General features: G+C 69.2%; 44 protein-coding genes and 1 pseudogene. 35 read left to right on the forward strand and 10 right to left on the reverse strand.

Annotated elements, in window-relative coordinates:
* The first annotated feature begins 36 nt into the window (after positions 1 to 36).
* From ACF07S_RS10090 to ACF07S_RS10140, 11 genes are all read left to right on the forward strand, one after another.
* Complete coding sequence (locus ACF07S_RS10090) at positions 37 to 1,017, forward strand: DNA adenine methylase (RefSeq protein WP_391973899.1); 981 nt, start codon at positions 37 to 39, stop codon at positions 1,015 to 1,017.
* Positions 1,018 to 1,063: 46 nt separating this feature from the next.
* Positions 1,064 to 2,332 carry a hypothetical protein gene (locus ACF07S_RS10095; RefSeq protein ID WP_391973900.1) on the forward strand — a complete coding sequence of 423 codons (1,269 nt, stop codon included), beginning with the start codon at positions 1,064 to 1,066 and terminating at the stop codon, positions 2,330 to 2,332.
* Between the two features lie 146 nt (positions 2,333 to 2,478).
* Positions 2,479 to 2,802: a MazG-like family protein gene (locus tag ACF07S_RS10100; RefSeq protein WP_391973901.1), complete on the forward strand. Its 324-nt coding sequence runs from the start codon at positions 2,479 to 2,481 to the stop codon at positions 2,800 to 2,802.
* Positions 2,802 to 3,071, forward strand: a complete 270-nt coding sequence (locus tag ACF07S_RS10105) for a hypothetical protein (RefSeq protein ID WP_391973902.1) — start codon at positions 2,802 to 2,804, stop codon at positions 3,069 to 3,071. Before ACF07S_RS10100 ends, ACF07S_RS10105 begins: the two co-directional genes overlap by 1 nt.
* A gap of 58 nt (positions 3,072 to 3,129) precedes the next feature.
* Positions 3,130 to 3,357 (forward strand): hypothetical protein, encoded by a 228-nt coding sequence (locus ACF07S_RS10110; protein WP_391973903.1) that lies wholly within the window; start codon positions 3,130 to 3,132, stop codon positions 3,355 to 3,357.
* A complete protein-coding gene (locus ACF07S_RS10115; RefSeq protein ID WP_391973904.1) occupies positions 3,354 to 3,533 on the forward strand; it encodes a hypothetical protein in 180 nt (59 codons plus the stop codon). Before ACF07S_RS10110 ends, ACF07S_RS10115 begins: the two co-directional genes overlap by 4 nt.
* Positions 3,530 to 3,718, forward strand: coding sequence for a hypothetical protein (locus tag ACF07S_RS10120; RefSeq protein WP_391973905.1), 189 nt, complete (start codon positions 3,530 to 3,532; stop codon positions 3,716 to 3,718). The genes ACF07S_RS10115 and ACF07S_RS10120 overlap by 4 nt, the downstream gene beginning before the upstream one ends.
* Entirely contained in the window at positions 3,715 to 4,032 is a 318-nt protein-coding gene (locus ACF07S_RS10125; protein ID WP_391973906.1) for a hypothetical protein, read from the forward strand. The genes ACF07S_RS10120 and ACF07S_RS10125 overlap by 4 nt, the downstream gene beginning before the upstream one ends.
* Positions 4,023 to 4,412, forward strand: coding sequence for a hypothetical protein (locus ACF07S_RS10130; RefSeq protein WP_391973907.1), 390 nt, complete (start codon positions 4,023 to 4,025; stop codon positions 4,410 to 4,412). The genes ACF07S_RS10125 and ACF07S_RS10130 overlap by 10 nt, the downstream gene beginning before the upstream one ends.
* Positions 4,369 to 4,668, forward strand: a complete 300-nt coding sequence (locus ACF07S_RS10135) for a hypothetical protein (RefSeq protein ID WP_391973908.1) — start codon at positions 4,369 to 4,371, stop codon at positions 4,666 to 4,668. Before ACF07S_RS10130 ends, ACF07S_RS10135 begins: the two co-directional genes overlap by 44 nt.
* Positions 4,669 to 4,917: 249 nt before the next feature.
* Positions 4,918 to 5,742 carry a DUF3800 domain-containing protein gene (locus ACF07S_RS10140; protein WP_391973909.1) on the forward strand — a complete coding sequence of 275 codons (825 nt, stop codon included), beginning with the start codon at positions 4,918 to 4,920 and terminating at the stop codon, positions 5,740 to 5,742.
* 333 nt (positions 5,743 to 6,075) lie between these two features.
* On the opposite strand, the gene ACF07S_RS10145 is transcribed toward ACF07S_RS10140, so the two are convergent.
* Together ACF07S_RS10145 and ACF07S_RS10150 are read right to left on the reverse strand one after the other, a co-directional pair.
* On the reverse strand, positions 6,076 to 6,801 hold the full coding sequence (locus ACF07S_RS10145) for a hypothetical protein (protein WP_391973910.1): 726 nt from the start codon (positions 6,799 to 6,801) through the stop codon (positions 6,076 to 6,078).
* Positions 6,802 to 6,831: 30 nt separating this feature from the next.
* Positions 6,832 to 7,386 (reverse strand): hypothetical protein, encoded by a 555-nt coding sequence (locus tag ACF07S_RS10150; protein WP_391973911.1) that lies wholly within the window; start codon positions 7,384 to 7,386, stop codon positions 6,832 to 6,834.
* Positions 7,387 to 7,572: 186 nt separating this feature from the next.
* Here ACF07S_RS10150 and ACF07S_RS10155 point away from each other — a divergent pair, with 186 nt between their 5' ends.
* Positions 7,573 to 8,055 (forward strand): DUF4429 domain-containing protein, encoded by a 483-nt coding sequence (locus tag ACF07S_RS10155; protein WP_391973912.1) that lies wholly within the window; start codon positions 7,573 to 7,575, stop codon positions 8,053 to 8,055.
* Positions 8,056 to 8,105: 50 nt separating this feature from the next.
* On the opposite strand, the gene ACF07S_RS10160 is transcribed toward ACF07S_RS10155, so the two are convergent.
* The 5 genes and pseudogenes from ACF07S_RS10160 to ACF07S_RS10180 all read right to left on the reverse strand — a co-directional run bounded on the left by ACF07S_RS10160 (position 8,106) and on the right by ACF07S_RS10180 (position 11,383).
* Positions 8,106 to 8,579, reverse strand: coding sequence for a GntR family transcriptional regulator (locus ACF07S_RS10160; protein WP_391973913.1), 474 nt, complete (start codon positions 8,577 to 8,579; stop codon positions 8,106 to 8,108).
* Positions 8,580 to 8,606: 27 nt separating this feature from the next.
* Positions 8,607 to 8,843 (reverse strand): annotated as a pseudogene (locus ACF07S_RS10165) (GIY-YIG nuclease family protein); the annotation flags it as partial.
* Between the two features lie 77 nt (positions 8,844 to 8,920).
* The gene (locus tag ACF07S_RS10170; protein ID WP_391973914.1) at positions 8,921 to 9,220 is read right to left on the reverse strand and encodes a hypothetical protein; all 300 of its coding nucleotides are present in this window, start codon (positions 9,218 to 9,220) and stop codon (positions 8,921 to 8,923) included.
* 893 nt (positions 9,221 to 10,113) lie between these two features.
* On the reverse strand, positions 10,114 to 10,875 hold the full coding sequence (locus ACF07S_RS10175; protein ID WP_391973915.1) for a GntR family transcriptional regulator: 762 nt from the start codon (positions 10,873 to 10,875) through the stop codon (positions 10,114 to 10,116).
* 1 nt (position 10,876) lies between these two features.
* Complete coding sequence (locus ACF07S_RS10180; RefSeq protein WP_391973916.1) at positions 10,877 to 11,383, reverse strand: UTRA domain-containing protein; 507 nt, start codon at positions 11,381 to 11,383, stop codon at positions 10,877 to 10,879.
* A gap of 214 nt (positions 11,384 to 11,597) precedes the next feature.
* Between ACF07S_RS10180 and ACF07S_RS10185 the strand changes: the two genes are divergently transcribed.
* The 19 genes from ACF07S_RS10185 to ACF07S_RS10275 all read left to right on the forward strand — a co-directional run bounded on the left by ACF07S_RS10185 (position 11,598) and on the right by ACF07S_RS10275 (position 20,617).
* Positions 11,598 to 11,819 carry a helix-turn-helix domain-containing protein gene (locus ACF07S_RS10185; protein WP_391973917.1) on the forward strand — a complete coding sequence of 74 codons (222 nt, stop codon included), beginning with the start codon at positions 11,598 to 11,600 and terminating at the stop codon, positions 11,817 to 11,819.
* Positions 11,819 to 12,100, forward strand: coding sequence for a hypothetical protein (locus ACF07S_RS10190; RefSeq protein ID WP_391973918.1), 282 nt, complete (start codon positions 11,819 to 11,821; stop codon positions 12,098 to 12,100). The genes ACF07S_RS10185 and ACF07S_RS10190 overlap by 1 nt, the downstream gene beginning before the upstream one ends.
* Entirely contained in the window at positions 12,097 to 12,312 is a 216-nt protein-coding gene (locus ACF07S_RS10195) for a hypothetical protein (protein ID WP_391973919.1), read from the forward strand. Before ACF07S_RS10190 ends, ACF07S_RS10195 begins: the two co-directional genes overlap by 4 nt.
* Positions 12,309 to 12,482: a hypothetical protein gene (locus tag ACF07S_RS10200; protein WP_391973920.1), complete on the forward strand. Its 174-nt coding sequence runs from the start codon at positions 12,309 to 12,311 to the stop codon at positions 12,480 to 12,482. The genes ACF07S_RS10195 and ACF07S_RS10200 overlap by 4 nt, the downstream gene beginning before the upstream one ends.
* A complete protein-coding gene (locus tag ACF07S_RS10205; protein ID WP_391973921.1) occupies positions 12,479 to 12,637 on the forward strand; it encodes a hypothetical protein in 159 nt (52 codons plus the stop codon). The genes ACF07S_RS10200 and ACF07S_RS10205 overlap by 4 nt, the downstream gene beginning before the upstream one ends.
* 98 nt (positions 12,638 to 12,735) lie before the next feature.
* Positions 12,736 to 13,053 (forward strand): hypothetical protein, encoded by a 318-nt coding sequence (locus ACF07S_RS10210; RefSeq protein WP_391973922.1) that lies wholly within the window; start codon positions 12,736 to 12,738, stop codon positions 13,051 to 13,053.
* A 37-nt stretch (positions 13,054 to 13,090) separates the two neighbouring features.
* Positions 13,091 to 13,315 (forward strand): hypothetical protein, encoded by a 225-nt coding sequence (locus ACF07S_RS10215; RefSeq protein WP_391973923.1) that lies wholly within the window; start codon positions 13,091 to 13,093, stop codon positions 13,313 to 13,315.
* An 88-nt stretch (positions 13,316 to 13,403) separates the two neighbouring features.
* The gene (locus ACF07S_RS10220) at positions 13,404 to 13,592 is read left to right on the forward strand and encodes a hypothetical protein (protein WP_391973924.1); all 189 of its coding nucleotides are present in this window, start codon (positions 13,404 to 13,406) and stop codon (positions 13,590 to 13,592) included.
* Between the two features lie 146 nt (positions 13,593 to 13,738).
* A complete protein-coding gene (locus ACF07S_RS10225) occupies positions 13,739 to 14,113 on the forward strand; it encodes an ATPase (protein ID WP_391973925.1) in 375 nt (124 codons plus the stop codon).
* A 45-nt stretch (positions 14,114 to 14,158) separates the two neighbouring features.
* The gene (locus ACF07S_RS10230; protein WP_391973926.1) at positions 14,159 to 14,377 is read left to right on the forward strand and encodes a hypothetical protein; all 219 of its coding nucleotides are present in this window, start codon (positions 14,159 to 14,161) and stop codon (positions 14,375 to 14,377) included.
* A 62-nt stretch (positions 14,378 to 14,439) separates the two neighbouring features.
* Positions 14,440 to 14,697: a hypothetical protein gene (locus ACF07S_RS10235; RefSeq protein WP_391973927.1), complete on the forward strand. Its 258-nt coding sequence runs from the start codon at positions 14,440 to 14,442 to the stop codon at positions 14,695 to 14,697.
* A gap of 61 nt (positions 14,698 to 14,758) precedes the next feature.
* Positions 14,759 to 14,893: a hypothetical protein gene (locus ACF07S_RS10240; RefSeq protein WP_391973928.1), complete on the forward strand. Its 135-nt coding sequence runs from the start codon at positions 14,759 to 14,761 to the stop codon at positions 14,891 to 14,893.
* Positions 14,894 to 14,918: 25 nt separating this feature from the next.
* Entirely contained in the window at positions 14,919 to 15,071 is a 153-nt protein-coding gene (locus ACF07S_RS10245; RefSeq protein ID WP_391973929.1) for a hypothetical protein, read from the forward strand.
* 28 nt (positions 15,072 to 15,099) lie between these two features.
* Positions 15,100 to 16,203, forward strand: coding sequence for a hypothetical protein (locus ACF07S_RS10250; protein WP_391973930.1), 1,104 nt, complete (start codon positions 15,100 to 15,102; stop codon positions 16,201 to 16,203).
* 189 nt (positions 16,204 to 16,392) lie between these two features.
* Positions 16,393 to 16,626 carry a hypothetical protein gene (locus ACF07S_RS10255; RefSeq protein WP_391973931.1) on the forward strand — a complete coding sequence of 78 codons (234 nt, stop codon included), beginning with the start codon at positions 16,393 to 16,395 and terminating at the stop codon, positions 16,624 to 16,626.
* A gap of 131 nt (positions 16,627 to 16,757) precedes the next feature.
* Positions 16,758 to 17,225, forward strand: a complete 468-nt coding sequence (locus ACF07S_RS10260; RefSeq protein ID WP_095749940.1) for a hypothetical protein — start codon at positions 16,758 to 16,760, stop codon at positions 17,223 to 17,225.
* A gap of 1 nt (position 17,226) precedes the next feature.
* Complete coding sequence (locus ACF07S_RS10265; protein WP_391973932.1) at positions 17,227 to 18,057, forward strand: hypothetical protein; 831 nt, start codon at positions 17,227 to 17,229, stop codon at positions 18,055 to 18,057.
* A gap of 83 nt (positions 18,058 to 18,140) precedes the next feature.
* Positions 18,141 to 20,168 (forward strand): hypothetical protein, encoded by a 2,028-nt coding sequence (locus ACF07S_RS10270; protein WP_391973933.1) that lies wholly within the window; start codon positions 18,141 to 18,143, stop codon positions 20,166 to 20,168.
* Positions 20,169 to 20,176: 8 nt separating this feature from the next.
* Entirely contained in the window at positions 20,177 to 20,617 is a 441-nt protein-coding gene (locus ACF07S_RS10275; protein ID WP_391973934.1) for a hypothetical protein, read from the forward strand.
* 300 nt (positions 20,618 to 20,917) lie between these two features.
* Here the strand turns inward: ACF07S_RS10275 and ACF07S_RS10280 are convergent, their stop codons facing one another.
* The 3 genes from ACF07S_RS10280 to ACF07S_RS10290 are packed head-to-tail and all read right to left on the reverse strand — an operon-like array spanning position 20,918 to position 22,060.
* A complete protein-coding gene (locus tag ACF07S_RS10280; RefSeq protein WP_391973935.1) occupies positions 20,918 to 21,307 on the reverse strand; it encodes a DUF6221 family protein in 390 nt (129 codons plus the stop codon).
* Entirely contained in the window at positions 21,300 to 21,827 is a 528-nt protein-coding gene (locus ACF07S_RS10285; protein ID WP_391973936.1) for an HD domain-containing protein, read from the reverse strand. Before ACF07S_RS10285 ends, ACF07S_RS10280 begins: the two co-directional genes overlap by 8 nt.
* The gene (locus ACF07S_RS10290; RefSeq protein WP_391973937.1) at positions 21,824 to 22,060 is read right to left on the reverse strand and encodes a hypothetical protein; all 237 of its coding nucleotides are present in this window, start codon (positions 22,058 to 22,060) and stop codon (positions 21,824 to 21,826) included. The genes ACF07S_RS10285 and ACF07S_RS10290 overlap by 4 nt, the downstream gene beginning before the upstream one ends.
* A 177-nt stretch (positions 22,061 to 22,237) precedes the next feature.
* Here ACF07S_RS10290 and ACF07S_RS10295 point away from each other — a divergent pair, with 177 nt between their 5' ends.
* From ACF07S_RS10295 to ACF07S_RS10310, 4 genes are all read left to right on the forward strand, one after another.
* Positions 22,238 to 22,579 carry a hypothetical protein gene (locus ACF07S_RS10295; protein WP_391973938.1) on the forward strand — a complete coding sequence of 114 codons (342 nt, stop codon included), beginning with the start codon at positions 22,238 to 22,240 and terminating at the stop codon, positions 22,577 to 22,579.
* A 71-nt stretch (positions 22,580 to 22,650) separates the two neighbouring features.
* Positions 22,651 to 23,238 (forward strand): mucin-2, encoded by a 588-nt coding sequence (locus ACF07S_RS10300; RefSeq protein WP_391973939.1) that lies wholly within the window; start codon positions 22,651 to 22,653, stop codon positions 23,236 to 23,238.
* Positions 23,239 to 23,258: 20 nt separating this feature from the next.
* On the forward strand, positions 23,259 to 23,435 hold the full coding sequence (locus ACF07S_RS10305) for a hypothetical protein (protein WP_391973940.1): 177 nt from the start codon (positions 23,259 to 23,261) through the stop codon (positions 23,433 to 23,435).
* An 11-nt stretch (positions 23,436 to 23,446) separates the two neighbouring features.
* Entirely contained in the window at positions 23,447 to 23,647 is a 201-nt protein-coding gene (locus tag ACF07S_RS10310) for a hypothetical protein (RefSeq protein ID WP_391973941.1), read from the forward strand.

Below are 23,647 nucleotides of genomic sequence, written 5' to 3' on the forward strand. Positions count from 1 at the left end.
CGCCCTCGACCTGACCCAGACCGCTGAGGAGATGCCGTGAGTACCGCCGTGCGGCCGCCCGTCCCGTACTTCGGGGGCAAACAGTCCATCGCCGACTGGATCGCCCACCTGCTGCCCGACCACGAGCACTACGTCGAACCGTTCTGCGGCGGCCTGTCCGTGCTGTTCGCCAAGTCGCCGTCCCGTATGGAGACCGCCAACGATCTCGACGGTGACCTGATGACGCGCGCGGCTATCGCGCCCCGAGGTCTGGCCCGACCCTACCCACCCCACCCGGAGGACACCATGACCACCACCGTTGTCGCCCATGGCTACACGATGCGCGACCTCGACCGCCTCGCCGCGTCTGCCTGCACCTACGACCGGTCCATGGCCTCCGACGCCACCACCCGCTATGAGGCCGCCTGGTCCGCGATCGCGGAGGCGTTGTGCGCAGCAGAGGAGCCGCCCGCCTGGCACGACTTGTTCACTGTTGGCTGGCGGGCCATCTACGCCGAGGTCCGCGAGATGCGACACATGTACGGCCACCGCGACAAAGACGGCACCAACGAAGTCGCCTCCAGTCAGCGGTTCCGCCAGTACTGGACGCTGCCGCCGGAGCGCCCGGAGGAGGGCATCGCCGAGCGCATGGCAGTCCCGCAGATCCTCGCCGTCCTGACCGAGACGGAGCGGGCCGCGGTCGTCGCGCTCGCCGTGCACGACGACTATCAGGCCGCCGCCGATGCTCTCGGTATCAAGTACACGGCGATGACTGTGCGGATGAGCAGCGCCCGCAAGAAGTTCCGCGCCCACTGGTACGCGCCAGAGACCGCGCCGCCCGTCCAGGGCACGGACCGCCGGGTCGGCTCGCGAACGCAGGCGCTGCGCACGCGCTGCCGCAACGGCCACGAGCTCACCGGCGACAACGTCTACCGCCGGCCCAACTCGAAGCCCGGCAGGCGTGGAGAGCGCGTCTGTCGAATCTGTGAGGCCGCCCGCAGCAAGGCCCGCTGGGCTCGCCAGCAGTCCGCCGCCTGACCGCCCTCGGCTGCCCTGTCCCGGGCAGCCACCGAAAGGACCCGTCATGACCCATCAGACCCGCATCACCCCGAACCCGGACGGCGGTGTGATCCTGCACCTGCCGGACGTCACGTACATCGACACGCAGGTGTGGTCGGCGGACGTCGGCCTGACGGACGCCGGGCTGACGGCGCTGCGCGCGCTGCTGGCTGGGCAGGCGCCCGCCACCGACAAGACCGCCGAAGCCGAGCTGACCGCCGAGGAAGCCCGCGCCCTCGCTGACGACTTCGGCCTGCAGCTGTACCGGGCGCAGGACGCGCTCGCGTTCGTTGGGGAGTGCTGCGACATCGCCGACCACAAGCAGCGCACGATCACGACCGCGGATGTGCGGGAGTGGCTGAAGGGCGCACGGTGCGGGCGGCAGTTGGCCGCCGACGGTGCGGACCACACTGCCAGCGACCCCGCCGCCGACCAGACCACCCTCCGCGACCGCATCGCCGACGCGCTCGCCGATGCCGAGGGCTGGCAGTGGGTCCCCGGCTTCGACAAGACCAAGAGCCCGGCCTATCAAGGATATCTGCGTCAGGCCGACGCGGTCATGGCCGTGCTGCCCGCGCCCGTCGACCAGGCCGAGGCGGTCCTCCGCGTGGTCGAGACGGCGCTGGGTGACACGCTGGTGGCCAGTGCCCGGGGTGAGGCACTGGCGGGGATCGCAGCCGTCCTGCACACCACACCCGCCGACCAGGCCGCCGAGGAGCGCATCGAGCAGGCCGAGGCCGACGCAGAGCTGCACGCCCGCAACACGCAGGCCGTGGCCCGCGAGCGCGAGTCGTATCGGAAGGCGTGGAAGGACGAGCAGCAACGGCGCGCCAAGGCTGAGGCCGAGGTGAAGCGGCTGCGCGCCGACCGGGCCGCCGTCCTCCGCGAAGCCGCCGAGGAGTTGCTCGCCAAGGCAAAGCGCATGGCGGGCAAGTTCAACGACAGCGACGTCCTCCACGAGGACGGTCCGGCCGCCACTGTGGCGACGTGGAAGCGCGCTGCCGACCGGCTGCGCCGCATGGCCGACGAGACACCGGCCGCCCCGGCCGTGGCCGTCGCCGACTGCAACGCCGGGCCCGGCTGGTACGAGGTGATCTCCCCGCGAGCGACCACCTGCATCGCATACGTCCACGAGGACGGATCCCTCTACCTGCCCGAGGGGGACGCGCTGACAGCCGAGAAGTTCGCGTTCGCCGCCGCCCGGGGGAACGCCCACAAGCTCGTGCGCGCCGACGACCAGCCCGCCACCAAGGCGCGGCAGGACGACCCCCGCCCGTCCTCTCCCCCCGCGTGACCCCGCGGGAGGTGCTCAGCGCCCGCTGTGGCGCCTCCCGCCCCATCCGGCAGGTATCGCGTCGCCGGGGACCGCTTCGAAGCCTCACAGGGGCGTACAGCGCCCCGCCCCTCGCCCGTAGTCAAACTCCACCGAAAGGAACCCCCGTGCCCAATCCGGACCAGTGGTCGACCATCCAGGGCCTCGTCGCCTGGCTCGACCGTGAGAACGGCCGCTCCGACTCTGAGATCGGCTTGCGGATCCTGAAGCTGTCCGAGGAGGTCGGCGAGGTCGCCCAGGCGTGGATCGGCGTGCGCGGCCAGAACCCGCGCAAGGGCATCACCCACAGCACGGCCGACGTCGCCGACGAACTCTGCGACGTGATCGTCACCGCGGCGGTCGCGCTCGCCTCGATCAGCGACGATCCGGCCGCGCACCTCGACGGCAAGCTCGCGAAGATCGCCGCCCGTTCGCAGGTGGTGGCCGGCTGATGCCCCGCGTGATACACGCCCGCGACGTCGACGCTGTCCTCGCTTGCAACGGCTACGAGCCGTCCGACTTCGACCCGGCGACCGGGTGGGAGCCCGGCTACCGCACCGCCCAAGCGGGCCGCCGCCAGGTCAACGTCTTCCACGACGGCCCCGGCGAGCAGACCAGCCTCGAGCAGTACCGGCAGCAGTTGCAGGCCGCCGGCTACCACGTCGTCGCCGACCAGCAGCCCGGCGGCGGACGACGCCGCCTCTACATCACCCGCCCCTGAACCATCCGCCGCCGCCCCGTTGTCGGGGCGGCGGCCCACCTGAAAGGCACCAGACCACGTGAACATCGAAGCCGTCCTCGTCAGCCTGCTGAGCGTCAGTCACACGCCTGAGCAGGCCGAGCACGCGGCGCGCACCGTGCTGCGGGACCACGCCCACCAACTCGCCGAGCAGCAGCGGCAGGCCCACGACCGATCCAGCTACCACATGGGCCTGTCGTGCAAGCCGGAGTACGACTGCGGCGTAGCCAAGATGATCAACCTGATCGACCCAGGGGCTACCCGATGACCCGGCCGCCGCTGCGCTGGCAGCCCGACGACGGGTCCGCGGCGATCCTCGCCGCCTACGCCCGCCGCGGCGAACGCCCCGGCAGCGTGCTCCGTCGGGCCCTGCTGCTGTTGGCCCGCGCCGACGGGCTGCTGGACGTCCGCGGGCGCGTGGCCCGGCAGGGGAGGCGGCCGTGAAGCCCGTAACCATTCGCCGTATCGCCGGGTGGGCTGTGCTGTCACTCATCCCGCTCACGCTCGTAGCCCTCGCCGTTCTCGCCGGGCAGCTGGCTGAGCTCGCGGTCGCCACAGGGATCGCCGCATTCCTCTGCCTGACCGCCTGGGTGGGCGTCCGGCTTCTCGACGACGGGAGGCAGTCGTGACCAGCCAGCCCCGCGTCCGCGCCCCGAAGCCGAACCAGCACGACCGCGCCCACCGCCAAGCCGCCGTTGAAGCGCTCATCCGGCGAGCCCTGCTCGGCATGCTCACCATCCCTGAAGCGGCGCTCCTCGCCGAGTACTGGCGGGCCGAACAACGCCTCGCGGAGAAGACCCGCCGCAGCCTCGCCGACACCACCCGCGCCCTGCAACGCCACCGCGAAGCCGCTGATGCGGAGATCCGCCGGCTCGAAGCCCGCATCGAAGAACTCACCGCCAACCACGACGACCAGGAGCAAGCCGCATGGCCATGTCCGTGACGGAGCTCGCCGAGCTCCCCACCGCGCCCACGCTGTCCCGGGCTCTCCGAGAGGCCGTCGAGTACGCCGATCAGGGTCCGCACCAGGCGCTACGGCGGGCACTGTTCGGCACCACGACGTTCGAAGACTTCGCCGCCGTCGTCACCCCAGAGCACGCCATAGCTGAAGGCGTCGCCCTGATCGTGGTCGGCGGCATGGTCGACCCGCAGGTGACCGATCAGGGCTGGCCCGACGCGAGCTGGTCGGCCGGCTACTTCGCACAGCGCGTCGGACGCGCCCATGACGCCCTCTCCGGCTGGGCAGCAAGCCACACCGCTGAGCAGTTGGCCCACCTCTTTGAGGCCGCCGCCGACCGCGCGCAGCCCATGGAGGCGCTGTGAAGCCGACGCGCACGCAGCCGACTGGGCGGCGGTCGCCGGGCAGTTCACCAGCGGCGTTCGGGAGGAAGCGCACCCCGCGGACTGGCGGCCCGGCGGCATCCTCGACCGGCGTGCGGGCTTCCGCCGCAACGCCGAGATGGTCGCCCTCGGCGCCGACGCCTGCCTCGCGTTCATCAAGGACGGCTCCCGCGGCGCCTCCCACACCGCCCGCCTCGCCGAACAGGCCGACATCCCCGTCAGGAGGTGGACCGTGTGACCGCGGAACGGCGTGCGGCGTGAGGCGAAGTGAGGGCAGAGTGATCTCGGAAGTGAAGAACGTCCCATTCGGTGTAACGTCGTCCAACCGGACGTGTGACTGGAGTTGACCGGACGGTAACGATCGATAGAAGTAAGCCCCCGGAGGCCGTCACCGCCGGGGGCCGCGACCAGAGGAGTTCGGACCTCCAGTGGTGCTTGCCCACCGTAACGCGGACGCCTGCCTTCGGGCGTTGTCCAAGGCGTTGCCATGATCACCCTCGCTACACCCGCCCGCTTCGGCCAACTGCCCAAGCTGCACGTCTACGTGGACGAGACAGGCGACCGCGGCTTCAGTGAGGCCAGTCGAGCCCAGTCGCCGTTCTTCGCCATGACCGCTCTCCTGATTCCCCAAGAGGAGGAGTGGGTCGTCAAGCACACCGCTGGCGGTCTGCGGGCCCTCGTACACGGCGCAGAGCCGCAGCGGATCTTGAAGCCCATCCACTGGGTCGAGCATTTCAAGGCGAAGCGGAAAGACCGGCGCATGCAGGCAGCCAAGGCGCTGGCCCTCATGCCCAACGCCATGGTCATCCACGTCATCGCCCACAAGGACACCGTGAACGAAGACGCCGGCATGCGGAAGGACAAGGGCGTGTTCTACAACTTCACGACCCGCCTGCTCCTCGAGCGCATTGCCTTCGCGGCCAAGGAATGGCCCGGTGGTTCCCGTCTGGCGATCGTGCGCCTCGGAACCGTCAAGCACATGGACCACACCACCACGGCGGACTACCTCAACTACGTCCGCCAGACGGCCGGCCTCACCAGCTACCCGATCCCCTGGAACTTCATCAAATGGCCGCTCACCTGGGAAAGCACCCAGCGAGACGGCATCCAGCTGGCCGACATCCACGCCGGAATCCTGAACAGCGCGCTCAGCGGCGACCCGCAGGACCGGGCCTGCGCCGAGAACCTGCTCCTCGTCCGGCACCAGATGCGGCGGGCGTGGAACGGTGGGCTGCTCGGCTACGGCGTAAAGATCATCGGAAGTCACAGCTTCATCACTGAGCGCGCATGGTGGCCTGACTGGCGAGGCTGACAGCAAAGAGCCCCCTGGGGGACTCCCGGGGGCCACAACCACCTCGAAGGGTGGAGGGATCCAGTTCCCTGGTTCCGGCCTTTGCCCCGGCAGCCCACCAAGGGGCTCCTGCGACGTTCCAACATGGAAACTATACCAGCTTTGAGTCTCTTTGAAGCCTGCTGAACGGGCTCTTTCCAAGCCATCCAGATGCTAAAACAGCAGGTCAGAGCGGTAAAGATGGGAACTTCATCCTCGGGCAACGCTAGCGTCATTAGTCACCCCATCAGGCTGTCAAAACCATGTAGCAACAGACACCCCCGCCCATCTGGGCGGGGGCGTCGACGTGTGCGGTCAGGCTGGCAGCAGCCGGTTAATCGTGGACCGGGACACGCTCGTCCTCTGCTGGACCTCCGTGCGCGTCAGGCCAGCGTCCTGCACCGCCCACGTGATCAGCGGGTCGCGCAGGTCCCGCACCGACGCCCAGCCGGCCAGCAAATCCCGCGCAACCTCCTGCGCCAGGCTCTTGCCCGGCATCCCACCCAGACCGGGCAGCTCCCACGCCGGATGGATCGGCCCCTCGGTCGGATCCGGGGCGAAAGCCAACGCCTTCCGCAGCCCTTCGTTGATCTGCCGCTCCATACGAGCCACGATCAACCGCGCCAGCGGCGCCAGGTCGTAGTCGTCGCCCGGGTCGGCCTGCTTGCGCTCCTGCACGGTGGCCATGGCCCGCAGCGCCGGGGCATCGACATCGTCCATCGGTCGGCCGTACTCCTCGGCATCCTCAGCCTCGTCGAGCAGTCGGCGTGCGCTGTCGAGGTGTCCGCGCAGCCGTCGCACCACGGCCAGGTAGCGCAGCGTCCGCGTCCATGGCTCGATGGCCTCCGCCACCTCGGTGCCCCGCTCCTCCGCGGCTACAGCGCCGGGCACTTCCAGCTTGCAGACGGCGATCGACTGCAGGCCGTCCATGAGCTCCAAGCGGACGCCGTGGGCCTGTGCGGAGTCCTCGGCCCAGGTTTGGGTGCCGACGGTGCGGATGACGTACACGCCCTTCTCGCGGGTGCCGGTGGTGATGTTCATGGGGTGTCTCCTTGCTGGCGAGGGCGGATGTCAGGCGGCGAGCTGGGTACGGAGCTTCGCGGCGAGGTCGAGGACGTCGTCGACGGTGATGCCGGCCGCGCCGCCGCGGTAGGTGGTGCGGAGCCGGCCGCTTTCGCGGGCCTGCGGGTCGCCCTCCCAATCGGCGTCGGCCCGGTCGGAGATGACGATGACGGCGGACTGGAAGACGGTCAGTGCGTGGATGCGGTCGCCCTCGTCGGTGATGGCGTCGAAGCGGTCGGCGAAGAGGGGGATGAGGCCGCGCACGGAGATCAGGTGCTCACCATCGTGGGTGGTGCGCTCCTTGACCTTCACGGTGAAGTCCCGCGGCTCCTCACCGGGGAGGAGGGCGTGGACGTAGGTGGCGGTCAGGTCGATCACGGGGCGAGCCTCCTGGCGGGCGGGGCGCTTCATCGCGCCGATGGCGATGCGAGCGGCGAGGGATGCGGTGTTGATGACCCACCGGCCGGCCGTCTTGGTAGCGGCGATGACGCCGCGGCGGCACCAGGTGCGGATAGTGGCGACGGTGACGTTGGCCTGGGCGGCGGCCGCGGCGGTGGTGGTCATCGAATCCCCCTTGCTTGTATCGAGTGATTCGACAGTATCGTATCGAACGATACGGACACAAGGGGTTGGGTAGAAGGCGCACCAGTACCGCTCGACCGCACGCACGACAGAACCCCCGCCCGCAGACTGCGTGGCGGAGGCCTCGTGCTGTGCCAGAATGCGGCCCTCACGCACCAAGGGGGGCACATGATCGAAGTGAAGGGCCACAATGGGCAGGTCGCCTTCGACGGCCAGTACGTCACGATCACCCGCAAAGGCATCCTCGGCCGGATGACCGTCGGCAAGGGCGAAAAGCGCATCCACATCTCGCAAATCAGCTCGGTGCAGTGGAAGCCAGCCGGCCCGTTCGTCAACGGCTTCATCCAGTTCTCCGCGGCCGGCGGCAACGAACGCCGCTCCAAGTTCGGCAGCCAGACCACGAGCGCCGTCAACGACGAGAACAGCGTCATCTTCACGACCCGACAGAAGACCGCGTTCGAAGAACTCCGGGCCGCCATCGAAACCGCCATCGCCAACCACCACACTCCAGGCGGGCAAGGGCTACCCCACACCGTCCCAGGCCTCCAATCCGTCGCCGACGAACTGCAGAAACTCCTCGAGCTCCACGAGAAGGGCGTCATCAGCGCCGACGAACTCAACCAGCAGAAACGGCGACTCCTCGACGGATGAACCACGAAGCCCCCGCCCAGACCATCCCGGGCGGGGACTTCCTGCTGTACTCAGGCGGCTTCCTTAGCGGCAGTACCGGACACTGCATTGACGAAGGTCGCCCACTGCGCATCCGTCATCTTCGCCCGGATCGCGGCAACTGCCTGCTCGGGGCGGTTGATCGCGAACCGGAAAACCTTATAGTCAGGCTTGTCTGGCGGCGCGCAGTCCTCGGGTGCTGGCGTGACCACCCTGCCCTTCCAGTCTGAGCAGTAGTACCGGCCGCCCTTCCTGGGTTGGTGCAGGTAGCCCTTGTCCGCCAGATCCCGCAGAACCTTGCCGCATGTCTGCTCTGACACGCCGAAGCGCTCGTGCAACTGCCGCGCGCTCGGCATGACGTCACCAGACTTGATCGTCCCGGTCTCGATCTCGTCCTGCAGGATGCGGGCGATCTGGACAGACCATGGGTTCAGGTGTCGATTGGTCCACTCGATCTCTGGTGAGAAGTGTCGCCACGAGACGAAAGACTTTCCATCAGCGCGCATCGCGCGGTTGTGTACTGGGCGCTCCGCCTTGATGGCCTTCGTTTCGGCCTCGTAAGCGGCGTCCCGAGATGGGAACCACTCGACGGTCCTGCGGATGACCTGCGGCCACCATGCTGACGACCGAGTTCCCCAGGAGTGCTGCTTCCAACGTTCCTCGGGGTCGATGGAGATGCCGACGTACAGCAGGACATCGTTGGCGTCGTATAGACGGTATAGGGCCGTGCGTTCTGCCTGCGTAGCTATGACTCCTCCTGGTGTGCTCAGCGAACGCGATCATTAGGCGAAGGGTCCGCTCACCCATCGAGCGGACCCTTCATGTGCCGAAGCATGAGGACTGAAAGCTAGACCTCGGTCGTGACGAACGGGGCCGGCAGCTTGGGCAGGTCGATATCGAAGACCTGGGCGAGGAGATAGCGGGCCATCGTGTCGTGTTCCAGCTCGCTGCGACCCGTGGGCATGGCGAGGATCACGTCGCCGTTCTTGTGCTGGACGACGGCTCCGAAGAACTCCCGGTCGGGGATTGCGCTGTTGATGACCTCGACGCCCGTCTCGGCGAGCAGCTGGTTCAGCGGCGCGTCGAGCAGGTGGTCGGGGGTCGGGATGGGGCGACGCGGGGGCATGGTGCATGTACTCTGCTGCATGAGCAGTCCTTTCGTGATGGTTGGGATGTGCTGATCAGCGAGGTGATGACTCGCTGGTCGAACCGGCCGGGCGGGTGATGACCGCCCGGCCGTTCGTGTTCCAGGACGGGTGATGACCGCCCCGGGCGCTGGACCTGAAGACGGGGACGAAACTAGCCGGTCGCCGAGACGGGAGCCTATTCAGCCACCTGGCAGACGACGGGATCCGGAAGAGAAGTACGCGGCAAACGACGCAGTATTCACCGTCACCACGAGCGTTCCTGGGTGGCATTTGACCTGCGCCGGAACGGTATACCGGCGTAAATGCCTGAGCAGGCATGAGCTGGTCATGCTGCAACAATGCGACGTCGATTGACGTAGGCAGCACATCCCCACTCCACGCTCCTGTGTCGAGCATGTCCCATACCTCCCTCCCTTAGACGTTGGCCAGATTGCAACGGCCAGAGCCGCAGCCCGCACAGCCACCCTGGCGTTCTGCGGCAACAGGCGGAAGTGGTTGATGTCCCAAGATGAATCCTGGGAAAACCGGACTAGGCGTCGCGCGCCCGGCCGTTCGCCGGGCTGGTCGATCACCTATGCAAGCGAACGGTAGGCCGCAAATCAAACACGAAACGGACAGGTCAACCGGCATGCGCTGGCCGGGGTGAGGGCTAGATCGCGGCCGATCGAAGCCTCGGGCTGCAGCGGCTTCTCTGTTCGGATGGCGTGAGCCTCGGCCGCGAGCGTGGTGCGGTCGGAAGGTTCAGGCATGCCACTCCTAACTGTGCGTGTGGCGGAGGCCACTCTCACGGCATCGACTGTAGGAGGGTCGTTGAGGAGTTGCAAGTCTCTCATTTGCGTTCAGGTGCAACGAAGCCCCGACGCAAACTGCATCGGGGCTGGTCGCAGGCGGTCTAGAACTCGTACTCCAGCTCGTACAGGTGGCCCGCCTTCGCCATGACCTCTACCTGGATAGGGCGGTCGTCGATGCTGTACGTCACGCGGAATTGCCGCAGTACGGGGAGTTTGGTCGGCATTTGAAGCGCCCGAGCCTGCTCGGGGGTCGGCCATCGAGCCGCCACCTTGTCGACGCAGCGCAGTGACGGGTAGCCGGCCTCCTGCAAGACCCGTCCCGCCCCGCCTTTGATCTTCCGGTTCTCGGCGATCGGCGTTCCCTGAGCGAGTTCGAGAGGGAAGTACACCTCCACCAGTTCGCAAGGCTGGTCGTCCAGGTAGAGAACCTGTCGACGTAGCACCGCGCGCCCGTCTTTCTTCAGGCCGAACGCGTCGCGCACGGCGGCGGGCGGCGTCGCCTCCTCGACGCCGATGAGGTCAACTCGGCCCGCCATGCCCTTCTGCTCTGCTGCGGCGAGCCACTGGTACTTGCTGCCGTCCGTCGGTGGATTCTTGTAGCTGGCCGGCGTCATCGTTCGCTGTCGATGCTGCCTGGCGAAGACGCCGGCTCCTTGCCGGGTGTAGGCCAGCCCTTCCTTCTCCAGTGTGGTGATGGCGTTGCGAATCGTTTGGGCTGCTGCGCCGAACATCTCTGTCAGAACGCGACTGGAGGGCAGCTTCTCTCCCGCGGGGAAGTCGCCGTTGAGGATGCCGTCGCGAAGGTAGGCGGCGATCTGGTCCTGGACGGGCCAGACGCTTTCTTCCTCGTGGAGTCCTGCCATGTCAGTCGACCTTCATTGAGTAGTGGAGCCGCCCAACGCGGCCGGGGCTGACCATGACGGACACCTCGTAGGGGTGCTCGTCTGGCGTGCTGATTGTGCGGGTGAGGGACAGGATCCATTCGGTGCTGTCGGTGAGGTCCAGGGCTTCTGCTTCCTCCTCTGTCGGTGGGCGGGTACTTACTTCCTCGGTTACGGCGCCGGGCGCGTAGCCGAGAGTGGCCAGGAGTGATACGGCGCCACCTGGTATGCGCTTCGTCGAGACGAGTGGGGCGTGTTGGGCGACCGGAGCTGGCCAGTACGACTGTGCGAGTTCGACCGGTGTGTCATCGAGCAGGATCAGTCGCTGCCGCGAGGCGACAAGTGCACCCGACGTGATGGCGAGGGCTTCGCTGACCGCAGGCGGTGCGACGACGTGTCCGGCTTTGAGGATGCGCTGCGTGCCCTTGCGCCCTTGGCCTGCTGCTTCCTTGCCCCATGCATCTCCGTGGCCGCTTTCGATATAGGGCATCGAAGATCCAATCCAGTGGTCTCTTGTCACTCCCGCTCCTCCAGTACGCGACTTCTCTTGAGGGCTCTGTCGATTTCTCCACCATAAGCCCAGGCCAACGGGGCTGGCGGAGCATACGAGACCGCTTCGGGCGGGCGAGACGATTGCAACCTCTCAAGAATGCACCTACAGTTGAGGGGCAAGCCCACCCCCGACTCCTGGATTGGAGAGCCCGATGCTGCCTGCGGCCCAAAAGCTGCTGACCGTGCGAGAGGCCGCAGCCGCGCTGCGCGTCTCCAAGCCGACGATCTACCGATGGATCGCGGCGGGTGAACTGCCCGCCATCCGCTACGGCCAGCCCCGGCCGGAGGGCGATGCGAGGCGCGGGGGAGCCATCCGAATCCCCGAGGCCGCCGTGCTGGCGTACCTCGACTTCGACGCCACGGAGGTGGCCTGATGACCAGCACCACCGCAATCACCCCCACTCCCACCGCCCCGCTCACGCCGGCCGCGGCCGAGCTGCTGGCCCGTCTGCAGTCCGAGTTCCCGCTGATCCGGGCCGTCGCCCAGTACGAGACGGCGGCACTGCACGCGGTGCAGCTCGCGGCGCTCGCCGAGGCCGGCAAGCTCACGAACCTCGACGCCGACTCGCTGGCCGCCGCCGAGGACATCATGGCCGCCGCCCGCGCCGTCCTCGCCAAGGCCGGTCGCCTCGACCTGATCGGCGGTGCGGCGTGACTTCCTACAACCCGCTGCGCGATCCGGACGACGCCGAGGTTCTCCCCGCATCTCTGGACGGCGAATTGCGGCTTGCCCGTGAGTACCTTGCCCAGGCGGCCACGTCCAACATCCACGACCACGTCGCGATGCTGAAGATCGCGGTGGGCTTCGATCACCGGCTGCGCGGACTGATCGCCGCGATCGAGGCGGAGCGGGGTGAGTCCCGATGACCCGCCGCCAGATCATCGAGCGGTTCCCGGCCGGATCTCCGCGCGGGTCGTGGCCGGCGGAGGAGTTCGCCGCCGCCCGCCGCGCAGAGGGCCAGCAGGCCGAGGTCGTCATGTCGCTGCCCGACGACGCGTTCCTCGTCGTCACCCCGGCCGAGGACGGCCAGTCGTGAGCGCCGAGCACGAGAGGGTCAAAGACCCGCTGCCGACCAGGCCGCCGCGCCCCCACCCGCAGGGCTTCGTCTGCTGGCTCGACGAAGAGGGCCACAAGGAGCTCTCCGAGAAGGTCCGCAAGGTCAACAAGCGCAGCGAGAACCGGCCCCGCTAGACCCCCTGTACCGCCGCGGGTGGCGGCGTCCGCCCCCGTCCCGCCGCCCGCGGCTTCCCACCCCTTCATCCCGGCATGACCAACCGAGGAGATCAGCCATGCCTTCTTCCGCCCAGACCGCCGAGTCGACCGTCTGGCCCGAGGGTGTCATCGCCCGCTACGTCACCGTCGCGGGCGCCACCGCCGACATCAAGGCCATCGGCATCGACCGCCAGACCAGCGTCGGCACGATCACCGACATCACGATCACCGCCTACTGCCAGGGGTGCAGGCAGAAGGACGTCTCCACGTACCTCGGGATGGACACCAGCACGCTCGGCGACGACTTCTTCACCAGCAGCCTCTGCGACGACGCCCGCAAGTGGGCGCAGTCCCACGCGGAGAAGTGCCGCGCCATGCCCCGCCCCACCGCCTGACCACCCCACCCCATCGACCCGAAAGGGCTGACCACCCATGTCTCCGTTCATCTCCGACGCCGACCTCGCCCGCACCGACCTGGGCCAGCGCGTCCGCTCCACCACCACGATCGCCGACCTGTTCGGTGACGCCCTGGACCGGGCGCTGCACCGGGAGGCCGTGTACGCGGTGCCGCTCGACCAGCGGACCACGTGCCCGATCCACCTGGACTGGGTGACCGGCTGCGCCGAGCTCCACCTGCACTACCCGGCCGCCGCCTGATGGCCGCCGTCCTCGACATGCACTTCCACGGCCCGGACTGCGGGCCGCTGGTCTACGGCGTCACCCGCGCCCACAAGAAGGGACACCGATGAGCCTCTTCCGTCGCGGCCAGGAGCCGACCGGCTACCGGCCCACCGAGCCCGAGGTACAGGAGGCCGCCGCCCAGCTCAACGCGGGCAGTCACCACGCCGCCTACGACCTGGCTGCCCACTCCGGCGACTACCGGCAGGAGACCGCGCTGCGGATCCTCGGCTACTGCATCGACGACCTGTCCTGACCCGTGACCGCCGGGCGGCGGTACCACCCCCAGCCGCCGCCCGGCACCAGCCCAACCAGGTCTGACGGCCGCCCGATCCGCCCGGCCCGCCCGGGCGGTGAGGGGAGCCGGGACAGCCCCGGCCACCCAACGAGAGGCAGCCACTGATGAACGTCTCGATCACCAGCTTCGGATACCTCCACGGCGCCCCGCCGGCCGCGCACCTGACCTTCGACCTCCGCCACCACTTCCGCGACCCGCACATCTCCCCGGCACTGCGGCACATGACCGCCCGTGACCCGCAGGTCCGCCTGGCCGTACTCGGTACGCCCGGCATCCGGGCCCTGATCGAGGCGATCTCCGCCGCGATCCTCGCGTACCGGACCGGTCCCGGCGGACAGCCCGTGGACGTGGCGGTCGGTTGCGCCGGCGGCAGGCACAGGGCCGCGGTCGTCGCCGAAGCGATTCAGACGGCCCTCGGTGCACTCACCACGGCCACCGTCACTCACCGCGACCTCGCGAAGCCCGTCGTCGACCGGTAACCGCACCACCCCGACAGTCCACCTCACACCTTGGATGGAGACCTCATGTCCTCAGCACGTCACTTCTTCGCCGCCGGCTCCCTGTCCGACGACGAGCTGAAGTCCCAGATCACGGCCGACATCGCCGCGTCCCGAGGCGCCCAGCGCGATCTTCAGGCGGCCGGCCAGCACGGTGTCGCCGCCCGCATGGCGGAGGCGGTCGACGAGCACCTGGACGAGCTGGCCGAGGCCACCAACGGCACCTGGACGCCCAAGCACGCCTGACCGGCTACCCGATCCGCCAGCCCCGTACCGGCACTCCACCACCCCAACCGAGAGGACCCGTCATGAGCGACACCACCAAAACCGCCGAGACCACCACCCCGGCCACCCCGCCGCAGGGCACCCACCAGTACCTGCTCACCCTCCAGGTCCCCATGGGATCCGGCTTCTCCGTCGGCACCTGGAGCGGCACGTGGACCCCGCGTCAGGGCTCCACCCGCCACGACGTCTACCTGGCGCTGCGCAACGACATCACCAGGAAGTACCCGCAGTACCGCGACGCGTCGGTCGTGTTCTTCGACGTCCAGCCCAATCAGCTCTGACGGCTGCCCGATCCACCGGACCCGTACCGCCACACCACAACCCCAACCGAGAGGACCCGTCATGGGCGAGACCTTCCAGGACCGCATGTTCCTGGCCGGCGAGGCCGTCTACGCCGGTATCGAGCGCGGCGACGTCGAGGACGTCCAGGCCGCCCTGATGGACGCGCAGGCCCAGGCCTCCGACAACGACTCCTGACCACCACCCACCCGGAAGGAACCCCATGTTCGGCACCCGTCACCGCACCCGCGTCAAGCCCGCCCACGCCGGCCGCTACCAGTTCGTGTGCAGCTGCGGCGCCCGCGGCTACGAGACCGACAGCTCCACCCGCGCCGACCAGATGGGCCGCGAGCACGAGAACAGCGCCCGCAAGTAACCACCCCCAATCACTGAAAGGAGGAGTCATGCACAGCATCAGCAACTTCCGCGACGCCGTCCGCAGGCTGGACGTGTTCGCCGTCGTTGAGAAGCTGCTCACCCTCGCTGCCCTGGTTCTGGTCGCCGTCACCGTTGGCGGACAGCTGGGCGTCATCCTCGGTCTGCACGGCAAGCCCGGGATGCTCGTCGGCTGGTCGATCGCCCTCGTCTACGACGCCCTGTGGATCGGCGCCCTGCGCATGTCGGAGGTGGCGATCCGGCAACGGTCGACGGTCGGTATCGCCGTGATGATCGGCCTGTCCGCGGTCGCGGTCGGCACGTCGACGGCGACGCTCCTGATCCTCGGGCACGCCCAGGTGTTCGCATTCGTTCCCGTCGCCGCCGCCGTGTTCATGGGGCTGCGTCTGTTCGCCGGGAACATCCTCGCGGACGCCGAGACGGCCGCCGCGATCGCCGAGCAGTCCGCCGCTGACCGCAACGCCCGAGCCCTGGCCGCGGCCAGGGCTCGGCATCTGGGCTCGGAGGCCACCACCGACGTCCTCACCGAGACCGCCGGTCACCTTGCGGAGATGGAGCGGCAGATCGCCCGCGCCGACGTCCTCACCCGGGCCCAGGCTGAGATCAACAAGGCCCGGTCCAAGGCCGAGGAGCGGCTCGCGGAGTCGGAGAAAAAGCACGGCGTGGCGGCCCTCGCCTTCACTCAGCGCGACCTGGCGCTGGCTGTCTCCCGTCCTGCGGTCACATCCGACGGTCACGCCCCCGCCGAGCTGGAGGGTCACACGGTGGTCACACAGGCCAGCCCGGAAATCGAGCCCGTGACCATTCCGCCCGCGACCGTGGACGAAACGGACACGGTCGAGGGTCCGGTACAGGCCCCGGTCGAGGGCGGCATGACCCTGCAGGAGCTCGCCGGCGTCGCCGGTGTCGACCTGCCCCGCCCGGGCGCACGACTGTCCGACGCGCAGCTCGCTGTCGTCCTGCGGTGGCTGCGCTACGACATGGAGCCGCCCCGCTCCTACCGGCAGGCGCAGAAGGAGTTCCGCGACCGCGGCTTCACCGCCCGCGAGGAGCGCGTCCGTCACGCCTGGGCGCAGATCGAAGCCCGCGAGGAAGCCGCCCCCATCAGCTAGCCGGCACCGCCAGTGAGGCCCAGCACCCCCACGGTTCTGGACCTTGCTGAGACTGCCGGAAGCAGTCGAACCAGCAAAACCCCAGGTCAAGCCCGGTGAGTGACCCGGTGAGCGGAACCATCGCAGACCCGGCGAGCAGACCCGGACCACCCGCAGAAGATCCCCGACCGAGCGAAGGAGGTGCATCCGATGGCGACCGCCAGCCGCCCGTCCCGTAAGGCCCTGCGACAGGCGCGGTCCGCCCAGTTCCTGGGAGACCGCCGCAAGGAGGCCGAGACGAAAGGACCGGCCGCGGTCCTGGCGGTCGCCATCGACCAGCTCCGGTCGGCGATCTCCCAGCTCCCCGAGGAGCGGCGATCCGACGCCGCCCAGCAGGCGACGCGAATGCTCGACCAGCTCCGCCAGTCCCTCACCGAAAGCTAACGGTCCGTAATGGCTCAACGGATGGCTCAAGCCGTCCCGAGCCGAGCCAGCGGACCCCAACGCGCCCGCTCGCGTGCACGCGCGCGCGAGGAAACCACTAACTCACCGTAACCGCAAGGGGGTACCCCGAAATGCCCGTCATCGATGCAGGGATCTCCGCCGCCACCGGCGGAACCTGCCTAGGAGCGGCCGGCGTGCTGTACGTCGCCGACCGGCTCCCCTGGATCAACCGGCTCGCTGCGAAGATCAAGAGCCCGCAGATTCAGGTGCTGCTCGTCCTCACCGCGTCCATCGGTCTCGTCTCCACCCCGGTCGGTCAGCTCATCAACCGAGCCACCACCGCCGTCGACGGGTTCGTCGACGGCCTGGCGGGGGAGTGGACCGGCTTCGGCATCATGTTCGCGCTGGCCCTGGCCGCCCTGCTGTGGCTGATCAGCGACTTCATGAGCGGGGTGCAGACCCGCACCCTGCTGCTGGCCGCGTTCGTCCCCCCGCTCACCGTGATGATCCCCGGCAGTCTCGGCGACGGAGCCGCCTCCGCCCTCGGCTTCATCGCCACCCAGGTCGGCTCCCTCGTCATGTGGCTGATGGGGGGCTGACGTGCTCGGACTCATCCTGCTGCTGGCCCTCGCCTACGCCTGCGCCACGGCCATCGACAACGCCACCTCCGAGGTATCGGCAAAACACAAGAAGCGGATCAAGAAAGCGTCGGCGAAGAAGGGCCGCCGCATCGGGGCGAAACTCGCCGCTTGGACGGCCACCGCGGCGACCGCCGCGGGCCCGTTCTGCAAGGGCTTCATCCGCGGCTTCAAACGCGAATGGCCCAAGGCCAAGAAGCGCGCCGAAGACAAGATCCGCCGCCGCCCCACCCCGGAGCCCGTCGCCACCGCCAAGCCCGAGCCGGAGCCCGCGCCGGACACACCGGACACTGCCCCCGCTCCCCAGCCCACCGCCCCCGCCGAAGGGGACGGCCGAAAGCTCGTCCTGATCAAGAACGACGACACCCAACCCGACACCACCACAGGAGAACCCATGGCCCTCGCCACCATCCCCGAGATCACCGGCGTCAACACCCTCAAGGCCGCCGTCGCCCGCTTCGCCTCCGAGGCCGGCGTCACCGCCGAAGAAGCCGGTGCCATCGCCCAGCGCGCCGCCGACCAGCTCGCCGCCATCGAAGCCGCCATCGAGCAGGCCTCCGCCCTGGAGTTCGGCGACGACGGCGGCACCCTCGAGGAGCTCGCCGCCCTGCGCGACCAGTACGCCGCCGCCCTCGCCGCCGCCCAGGCCATGCAGAAGGCCGCCGTCGACAACGCGGCGATCGCCGCCCAGTCCTCGAAGAACATCCACACCCGGCACGGCGGCATCCAGGAAGCCGTCGCCGCCACCGGCGGGCGCATGGCCTCCAAGCAGGCCTACACCGCCGACGTCTGACCCCACCCGCGTGACCCCGGCTCGCCGAGCCGGGGTCACGCCCCCACCGCAGACTTCACCAACCCGCAGGAGTAGCAGCCGCCATGCCGCAGACCACCACCGTCGAAAAGATCCCCGCCGACGAGCCCACCCGTCCGGCGGCCGGCACGCGCGGCTCCTCCCGTAAGCGCAACACCAAGGCCGCCCGGCGCGCGCTGCGTGTCGCCTACCGCACCCGCCGCGGCATGGCCCCCGTCTACGCCGCAGCCGCCCAAGCCATCGCCGGCAGCGTCCTCGCGGTGCCCGACGACGGCTGGAAGACCGCGCTCGCCGCCACCGCGGCCGGAGCCGCCACCACCGTCGCCTGGGGCCGCTGGAACGGGCGAATCGGCAAGAAGCGCCTGCGCAGGCGCCTCCCGCGCCGCGCCGACTTCATCGCCGCCGCATCCGCCGTCACCACCGGCGGCGGCCTCGTCACCGCCATGGCCGCCACCGGCGGTCTCCAGCCCGGCCACAGCCCCTACCCCGGCCTCGTCGTCGCTTGGAGCCTCGGCCACGGCATCTACTGGTGGCGCCGTGGCAAGAAGACCGCCACCCCCGTGCCCGCACTCAGCCAGCAGCTACAGGACTGGCAGGACAACGTCGCCTCCCCTGACGGCTCCCTGCCGGGCTCCCGCCTCGTCGACGTCGTCACCACCGGCTACGGCTGGACCGGCGTCATCGTCCTCAAGAAAGGCAACTGGCGTAAGGCCTACGCCGCCTCCGCCGACATCGCCGGCGACCTCGACCTGCCCGAGGAGTCCCTGCAGATCGAGAAGGCCATAGGGCAGTCCGCGAAGCGGGCCACCATCGCCGTGTTCAACGTCAACCCGCTGCAGAAGGTCATCGACCACCCTGGGCCGCAGATCCTCGACAAGACCACCGGCCAGGCCAAAGTCGGCCTGTTCTACGACGGCGACCCCGCCCACTACGCCTTCTGGAAGCCGTCCGGGCCGGTCCACACCGTGGTCTACGGCGCCACCGACGGCGGCAAGTCCCGCTTCCTCGACATGCTGCTCGGCACCGAACGACACAACGGCATCGTGTCCTGGGTGTGCGACCCGCAGGGCGGGCAGTCCCTGCCGCGCTGGCGGGAGGCCGTCGACTGGTACGAGGACACCGCCCAGGGCGGCCTGGCCATGCTGTACGCCGTCCGCAACGTCATGTACGAGCGGTCCGCCCGCTACTCGATGATGGAGTTCGTCGACCACAAGGGCCGCAAGCTCCGCGGCCGAGACCACTTCGTCGTCGACGACCCCGACCCGCTGATCTCCGTCACCATCGACGAGGCGCACCGCGTCCTCAACCTGCAGGGCGCCCCCGCGCTGGTCCTGGAGATCATCCAAATGGCCCGCAAGTGCGGCATCAAGATCCGACTCGTGTTCCAGGGCCCCAAAGCGAACATGTTCGGCAACGCGCCCGAGTCCACCGACATCCGCGAGCAGGCCCAATCCGGCAACACGGTCATGTTCCGCACCGCCTCCACCCTCACCGACTCCATCGGCCTGCCCGGCTGGGACGTCAACCCATCCAACCTGCCCATGTACTGGCCCGACAAGACGTCCACCGCCGGCCTCGGCTACATCAAGGGCCCCGACAACCGGCAGGCGATGTTCCGTGCCTACTTCGACCGCGACCCCGCCCACTGGGCCACCACCGGCACCACGCCCACCGTCGAAGCCTCGGCTGCGGCCGTGACCGGCAAGGCCTACAGCGAGCGCCTCGAGCGTCTCGCGGCCCGCCTGCGCGGCGAAACACCCGTGCTCCCCGACGACGCGTTCACCAACGCACCTGCCGACGCAGCCCGCCGCGCCCCGTCCACCGACCCCATCGCCCAGGCCGCAGCCGCCATCGAGGCCGAAGCGCCCGCCGGCACCGACGAGAAGGTCGCCGCGTTCCTCGCCGAACGAGGCCGGCCCGTCGGCCGCAACACCATCGCCCAAGAGACCGGCCTCACGGTCAGCGCCGTCAAGAACGCCCTCACCCGCCTCAAGAACAAGGGCCAAGCCGTCGACGTCGACCGCGGCATCTGGGCCCACCCCGACCACGCCAACACCCCCGCCGACACCACCGACCTCGCCGACGCCGCCTAGGAGACCCCGTGACCGCCCAGCCCGACCCGAAGCTCATTGCCGCCGTGGAAGAGGCCATGTGCCCGCCCACTTCATTCCGCGACGACAGCCCCCTGCCCGCCTACGGACCAACCCCGCCCGTCCCGCAACCCGGAGTGCCGGCCATGTCCCAGCAGGCCACGGACATCGGCCGGGCGGCCATGTACTGCGGGCTCGCAACCGTGCCGCCCGGTCTCGTCGCCGTCGCCATCCTCGTCGCATCCGAGCACGCCGACCCGACCGTCATCGGCATGGTCTGCGCCGCACCCGCCGCGCTCGCCGTCCCGATCTTTGCTCTCGCCCGGCTGTTCCGCAGCGCCAAGCCCGAGCCGGAGGTGCACCAGCACATCCACGGGGACGTCACCCAGACCACCGTCAACGCGAAGAGCAGCGGCGTATGGGCCAAGAACATCAACCAGATCGGCGACTGAACATCAACCTGCTACGCCGAGGCCCCGACCGTCATCTGTGGCGGTCGGGGCCTTCTGCGTGGGTACGGCGCGGGCGACCCAGCCGCGCCCAGTGCCGGACGTCGGCCGCAAAGTCGGGCGCGCGCCGAGCAACTGGCAGATACGGTCCAACTCCCGCTGGCACGCTTCCCGCGTCCCACCCCGCACCATGTACACCACCTCATCCATACCGGCAGTGTGACGGAGCAGCCGAGGGAGAAAGAGCGGAACGGGCGAAGCGCCCTGCCAGAGTCATCCGGCCGGGCGCTTCGAGAGGGCGGGCTACGGGCGCCACTCCTCGCGGTAGCCAGGCCGGTCCGCATAGGGCAGGGCCATCTCCCACGCGGTCTGCTTCGCGAAGTGGACGAGCATCGGGCTGGCGGACAGCATCGCCTCCTCGCAGCGGATCAGCGTGCGCCGCTTGGCGTCGATCTCGCGCAGTACCCGCGCCGGATCATGCTCGGCGATGTGGTGGGTAATGTGTTCGGCCAGCGGCATCTCTAGCCCGTCAGCGGCCTTTGCGACTTCGGCTTCCCGGCCGCCACCTCCGCTGCCTGCCATGACCCACGGGCCGGGATCGGACCATGAGCGGCCAAGGTCGGCTGGGACCGCCCGCGCGATCCGCTCGTCCTCGTCGAGCTGAGCGCGCAGCCACTCCACCAGCTCATCCATCCTGCGCCTCCCCGGCCTGGTGCTCGCGCAGTTCAGCCAGCAGTGATGGGTTGACGATTCTGACGATGGCTTCGATGTCGCGGTCGTCGGCGGCGGCCCAGAGGACGTCTCGTGCGGCCCGGTACTTCGCGGCGAGGCGGGCGCGCTTCTCCTCGGAAAGTTGGGCCGCCCGGTCCGGGTGACTGTTGTGGGCGTTGTCGGCGATCTTCACGAGGGTGGCGTCGCTATTCGTCATGATGCGACGGATCTTCTCCTCGTAGGGGATGCCCTTCTCGTTGGTTACCGCCTCCACGATGGAGACGACACGTTCCGGGATGCCCTCCCCGCGCAGCCGCTCCGCCGTCCAGTCGGTGTCTTCAATGATGTCGTGCAGCAGCCCGGCCATAACGAGGTCGTCGCCGAACGGCGCGAGCCCAGCGGCTAGGGCTCGGACATGCTCGATATAGGGAGCCCCGATCTTGTCGACCTGCCCGGCGTGGGCCTCGGACGCGAGGGCGTCCGCCTCGCTGACGGTGATCATCCCTGCTCCTCTTTCCTGGCGGCCCGTTCCTTGTCGATGCGGTCGGCGATCTTCCGCGCCCACTCGCGGCTGTAGGGCGTGTGCTTGGCGATGGTCATGAGCGGCACGCCGGCTGTTCGGGCGTCCGCGATCAACTCGTCGAGGGTGGCCCGCGCCTTCTCGTGGGCGGTGGTGGCTCGGTCGAGCTTGCGCAGCCAGGCGGCTTCGGCCTGCGGGTCGGGGCGTGGCGTCATGTCCCAGATGGTCTCACGGGCGGGTGCCAAGTCGGTATGCACCTTGCTGCCAACTGAATGGGCATCGGTTCGCGGATTCGTCATGCCAACTATGTTGCACTCTGAAGGGTGAGCATGTCACTATCAGAGTGCCAACAAAGTTGCAGTAGGTCGCACCGCCCTTTGATCGGAGTCAGCATGGACAACGCCACCAGCGCCGCGATCGTCGTCGCCGGCACCGCCGCCGTTCTCGCCCCCATCCCCACGAAGGCCGTCCGCGACCTGACCGGCAACCTCGCCCTCCCCGAGCCAGCCCCCGCCCCGGAGCCCGAGCCCACCCCGGTCCTCACCTACGACAACCACGGCAGCTACTGGGGCGCCTCCACCATCGACAACGTCGAGATCGACATCGACCAGGCCCAGCTGTTCGGCCAGCGCGTCGACGAGTGGCACGTCACCGACCGCCACGGCCAGCCGCTCCGCATCGTCCGCCTCGCCGACCCTGACTTCCTCGACACCATCTGCGTCATCCCCGCCTAACCCACCCCAGGGCCCGGCCAGCCGGCCGGGCCCGCCGATCCACCGCACAACGAAGCCGGGGGAACCTGCCCATGCGTACCTACGCCACCGCCCAGCTGATCGGCGACCGCACCCACCAGTGCGACGTGACCGCCGTCGCGACTGCCCCGTCCGGCGCCCGCGCGTATGTCCTCCTCGACGGCATCGGCAGCTCGGACACCGTCCGCGACTGGACCTGCAACGCCGCCCGACGCCTCGCCCGTACCGCCGCCCGCCGCGGTCACGCGGAAGCCGGCCTGCGCGCCGTGTACAACCGGCTCACCAGCGACCACAACCTCCGCCGCATCTACCCGCCCCGCGACGGCAGCCCCGGCGGCAACCGCAACATCATCACCTCCTGCCTCGGCGCGACCGAGACCGACGAGGAGAACCGCAACCAGTACGGGCACCCCGCCATCGAAACCGCCGTCTGCCACGCCGACACCTTCCGGCTCCTCCTCGCCTCCGACGGCGCCTACGAACCCCACGAGGACGCCGGCCACCACCTCGCCGACCAGCTCATAGGCACGCCCGGTGAAGCCGCCCGCCACTTCGTCGACACCGCCGTCGCCACCGCCCGCGCCGCCATCAACCCGCACGCCGACAACGCCACCGTCCTCATCGCCGACATCCGTCGCTGACCCCGGAAGGAGATCCCGCCATGACCGAGATCGTCGGAAACCGCGGTGGCCACCGCTACACGATCACCGTGACCGGGCGTAGAGGCACGGCCACGATCACCCGCACCCACCACCCCGACTGCCCCTGCCACACCCAGCCGGCCCTCACCAGCCAGTCGGCGCGCACCGCACGCCGGCGCAAGCCCACCCGCCGCTAGGAGCAGCCACCATGTTCGACATCCCCGACACCGTCACCGAAACCATCCACGCCCACCAACTCACCGTAGGCCGCGTCATCTTCCTGCCCATGACCGAACACCGGGTGGAAGTGGAGACCGTGCACGTGAACGGCCAGTACGTCCACGTCGACACGACACGCGGCCACACGTTCATGTGGCCCGCCACCGAACGCCTGCGCGCCCTCCGCTGA

It is taken from the genome of Streptomyces sp. NPDC016640 (assembly GCF_043076215.1).
Taxonomy (GTDB): domain Bacteria; phylum Actinomycetota; class Actinomycetes; order Streptomycetales; family Streptomycetaceae; genus Streptomyces.

What these genes read in the sequence shown, in the direction of transcription:
- ACF07S_RS10095 (WP_391973900.1), top strand. Translation starts at nt 1,064, where the DNA reads ATGACCCATCAGACCCGCATCACCCCGAACCCGGACGGCGGTGTGATC.
- ACF07S_RS10105 (WP_391973902.1), top strand. Translation starts at nt 2,802, where the DNA reads ATGCCCCGCGTGATACACGCCCGCGACGTCGACGCTGTCCTCGCTTGC.
- ACF07S_RS10115 (WP_391973904.1), top strand. Translation starts at nt 3,354, where the DNA reads ATGACCCGGCCGCCGCTGCGCTGGCAGCCCGACGACGGGTCCGCGGCG.
- ACF07S_RS10130 (WP_391973907.1), top strand. Translation starts at nt 4,023, where the DNA reads ATGTCCGTGACGGAGCTCGCCGAGCTCCCCACCGCGCCCACGCTGTCC.
- ACF07S_RS10140 (WP_391973909.1), top strand. Translation starts at nt 4,918, where the DNA reads ATGATCACCCTCGCTACACCCGCCCGCTTCGGCCAACTGCCCAAGCTG.
- ACF07S_RS10145 (WP_391973910.1), bottom strand. Translation starts at nt 6,801, where the DNA reads ATGAACATCACCACCGGCACCCGCGAGAAGGGCGTGTACGTCATCCGC.
- ACF07S_RS10150 (WP_391973911.1), bottom strand. Translation starts at nt 7,386, where the DNA reads ATGACCACCACCGCCGCGGCCGCCGCCCAGGCCAACGTCACCGTCGCC.
- ACF07S_RS10155 (WP_391973912.1), top strand. Translation starts at nt 7,573, where the DNA reads ATGATCGAAGTGAAGGGCCACAATGGGCAGGTCGCCTTCGACGGCCAG.
- ACF07S_RS10160 (WP_391973913.1), bottom strand. Translation starts at nt 8,579, where the DNA reads ATGCGCGCTGATGGAAAGTCTTTCGTCTCGTGGCGACACTTCTCACCA.
- ACF07S_RS10170 (WP_391973914.1), bottom strand. Translation starts at nt 9,220, where the DNA reads ATGCAGCAGAGTACATGCACCATGCCCCCGCGTCGCCCCATCCCGACC.
- ACF07S_RS10175 (WP_391973915.1), bottom strand. Translation starts at nt 10,875, where the DNA reads ATGGCAGGACTCCACGAGGAAGAAAGCGTCTGGCCCGTCCAGGACCAG.
- ACF07S_RS10180 (WP_391973916.1), bottom strand. Translation starts at nt 11,383, where the DNA reads ATGCCCTATATCGAAAGCGGCCACGGAGATGCATGGGGCAAGGAAGCA.
- ACF07S_RS10185 (WP_391973917.1), top strand. Translation starts at nt 11,598, where the DNA reads ATGCTGCCTGCGGCCCAAAAGCTGCTGACCGTGCGAGAGGCCGCAGCC.
- ACF07S_RS10190 (WP_391973918.1), top strand. Translation starts at nt 11,819, where the DNA reads ATGACCAGCACCACCGCAATCACCCCCACTCCCACCGCCCCGCTCACG.
- ACF07S_RS10200 (WP_391973920.1), top strand. Translation starts at nt 12,309, where the DNA reads ATGACCCGCCGCCAGATCATCGAGCGGTTCCCGGCCGGATCTCCGCGC.
- ACF07S_RS10210 (WP_391973922.1), top strand. Translation starts at nt 12,736, where the DNA reads ATGCCTTCTTCCGCCCAGACCGCCGAGTCGACCGTCTGGCCCGAGGGT.
- ACF07S_RS10215 (WP_391973923.1), top strand. Translation starts at nt 13,091, where the DNA reads ATGTCTCCGTTCATCTCCGACGCCGACCTCGCCCGCACCGACCTGGGC.
- ACF07S_RS10220 (WP_391973924.1), top strand. Translation starts at nt 13,404, where the DNA reads ATGAGCCTCTTCCGTCGCGGCCAGGAGCCGACCGGCTACCGGCCCACC.
- ACF07S_RS10225 (WP_391973925.1), top strand. Translation starts at nt 13,739, where the DNA reads ATGAACGTCTCGATCACCAGCTTCGGATACCTCCACGGCGCCCCGCCG.
- ACF07S_RS10230 (WP_391973926.1), top strand. Translation starts at nt 14,159, where the DNA reads ATGTCCTCAGCACGTCACTTCTTCGCCGCCGGCTCCCTGTCCGACGAC.
- ACF07S_RS10235 (WP_391973927.1), top strand. Translation starts at nt 14,440, where the DNA reads ATGAGCGACACCACCAAAACCGCCGAGACCACCACCCCGGCCACCCCG.
- ACF07S_RS10240 (WP_391973928.1), top strand. Translation starts at nt 14,759, where the DNA reads ATGGGCGAGACCTTCCAGGACCGCATGTTCCTGGCCGGCGAGGCCGTC.
- ACF07S_RS10245 (WP_391973929.1), top strand. Translation starts at nt 14,919, where the DNA reads ATGTTCGGCACCCGTCACCGCACCCGCGTCAAGCCCGCCCACGCCGGC.
- ACF07S_RS10250 (WP_391973930.1), top strand. Translation starts at nt 15,100, where the DNA reads ATGCACAGCATCAGCAACTTCCGCGACGCCGTCCGCAGGCTGGACGTG.
- ACF07S_RS10255 (WP_391973931.1), top strand. Translation starts at nt 16,393, where the DNA reads ATGGCGACCGCCAGCCGCCCGTCCCGTAAGGCCCTGCGACAGGCGCGG.
- ACF07S_RS10260 (WP_095749940.1), top strand. Translation starts at nt 16,758, where the DNA reads ATGCCCGTCATCGATGCAGGGATCTCCGCCGCCACCGGCGGAACCTGC.
- ACF07S_RS10270 (WP_391973933.1), top strand. Translation starts at nt 18,141, where the DNA reads ATGCCGCAGACCACCACCGTCGAAAAGATCCCCGCCGACGAGCCCACC.
- ACF07S_RS10280 (WP_391973935.1), bottom strand. Translation starts at nt 21,307, where the DNA reads ATGGATGAGCTGGTGGAGTGGCTGCGCGCTCAGCTCGACGAGGACGAG.
- ACF07S_RS10285 (WP_391973936.1), bottom strand. Translation starts at nt 21,827, where the DNA reads ATGATCACCGTCAGCGAGGCGGACGCCCTCGCGTCCGAGGCCCACGCC.
- ACF07S_RS10290 (WP_391973937.1), bottom strand. Translation starts at nt 22,060, where the DNA reads ATGACGCCACGCCCCGACCCGCAGGCCGAAGCCGCCTGGCTGCGCAAG.
- ACF07S_RS10295 (WP_391973938.1), top strand. Translation starts at nt 22,238, where the DNA reads ATGGACAACGCCACCAGCGCCGCGATCGTCGTCGCCGGCACCGCCGCC.
- ACF07S_RS10300 (WP_391973939.1), top strand. Translation starts at nt 22,651, where the DNA reads ATGCGTACCTACGCCACCGCCCAGCTGATCGGCGACCGCACCCACCAG.
- ACF07S_RS10305 (WP_391973940.1), top strand. Translation starts at nt 23,259, where the DNA reads ATGACCGAGATCGTCGGAAACCGCGGTGGCCACCGCTACACGATCACC.
- ACF07S_RS10310 (WP_391973941.1), top strand. Translation starts at nt 23,447, where the DNA reads ATGTTCGACATCCCCGACACCGTCACCGAAACCATCCACGCCCACCAA.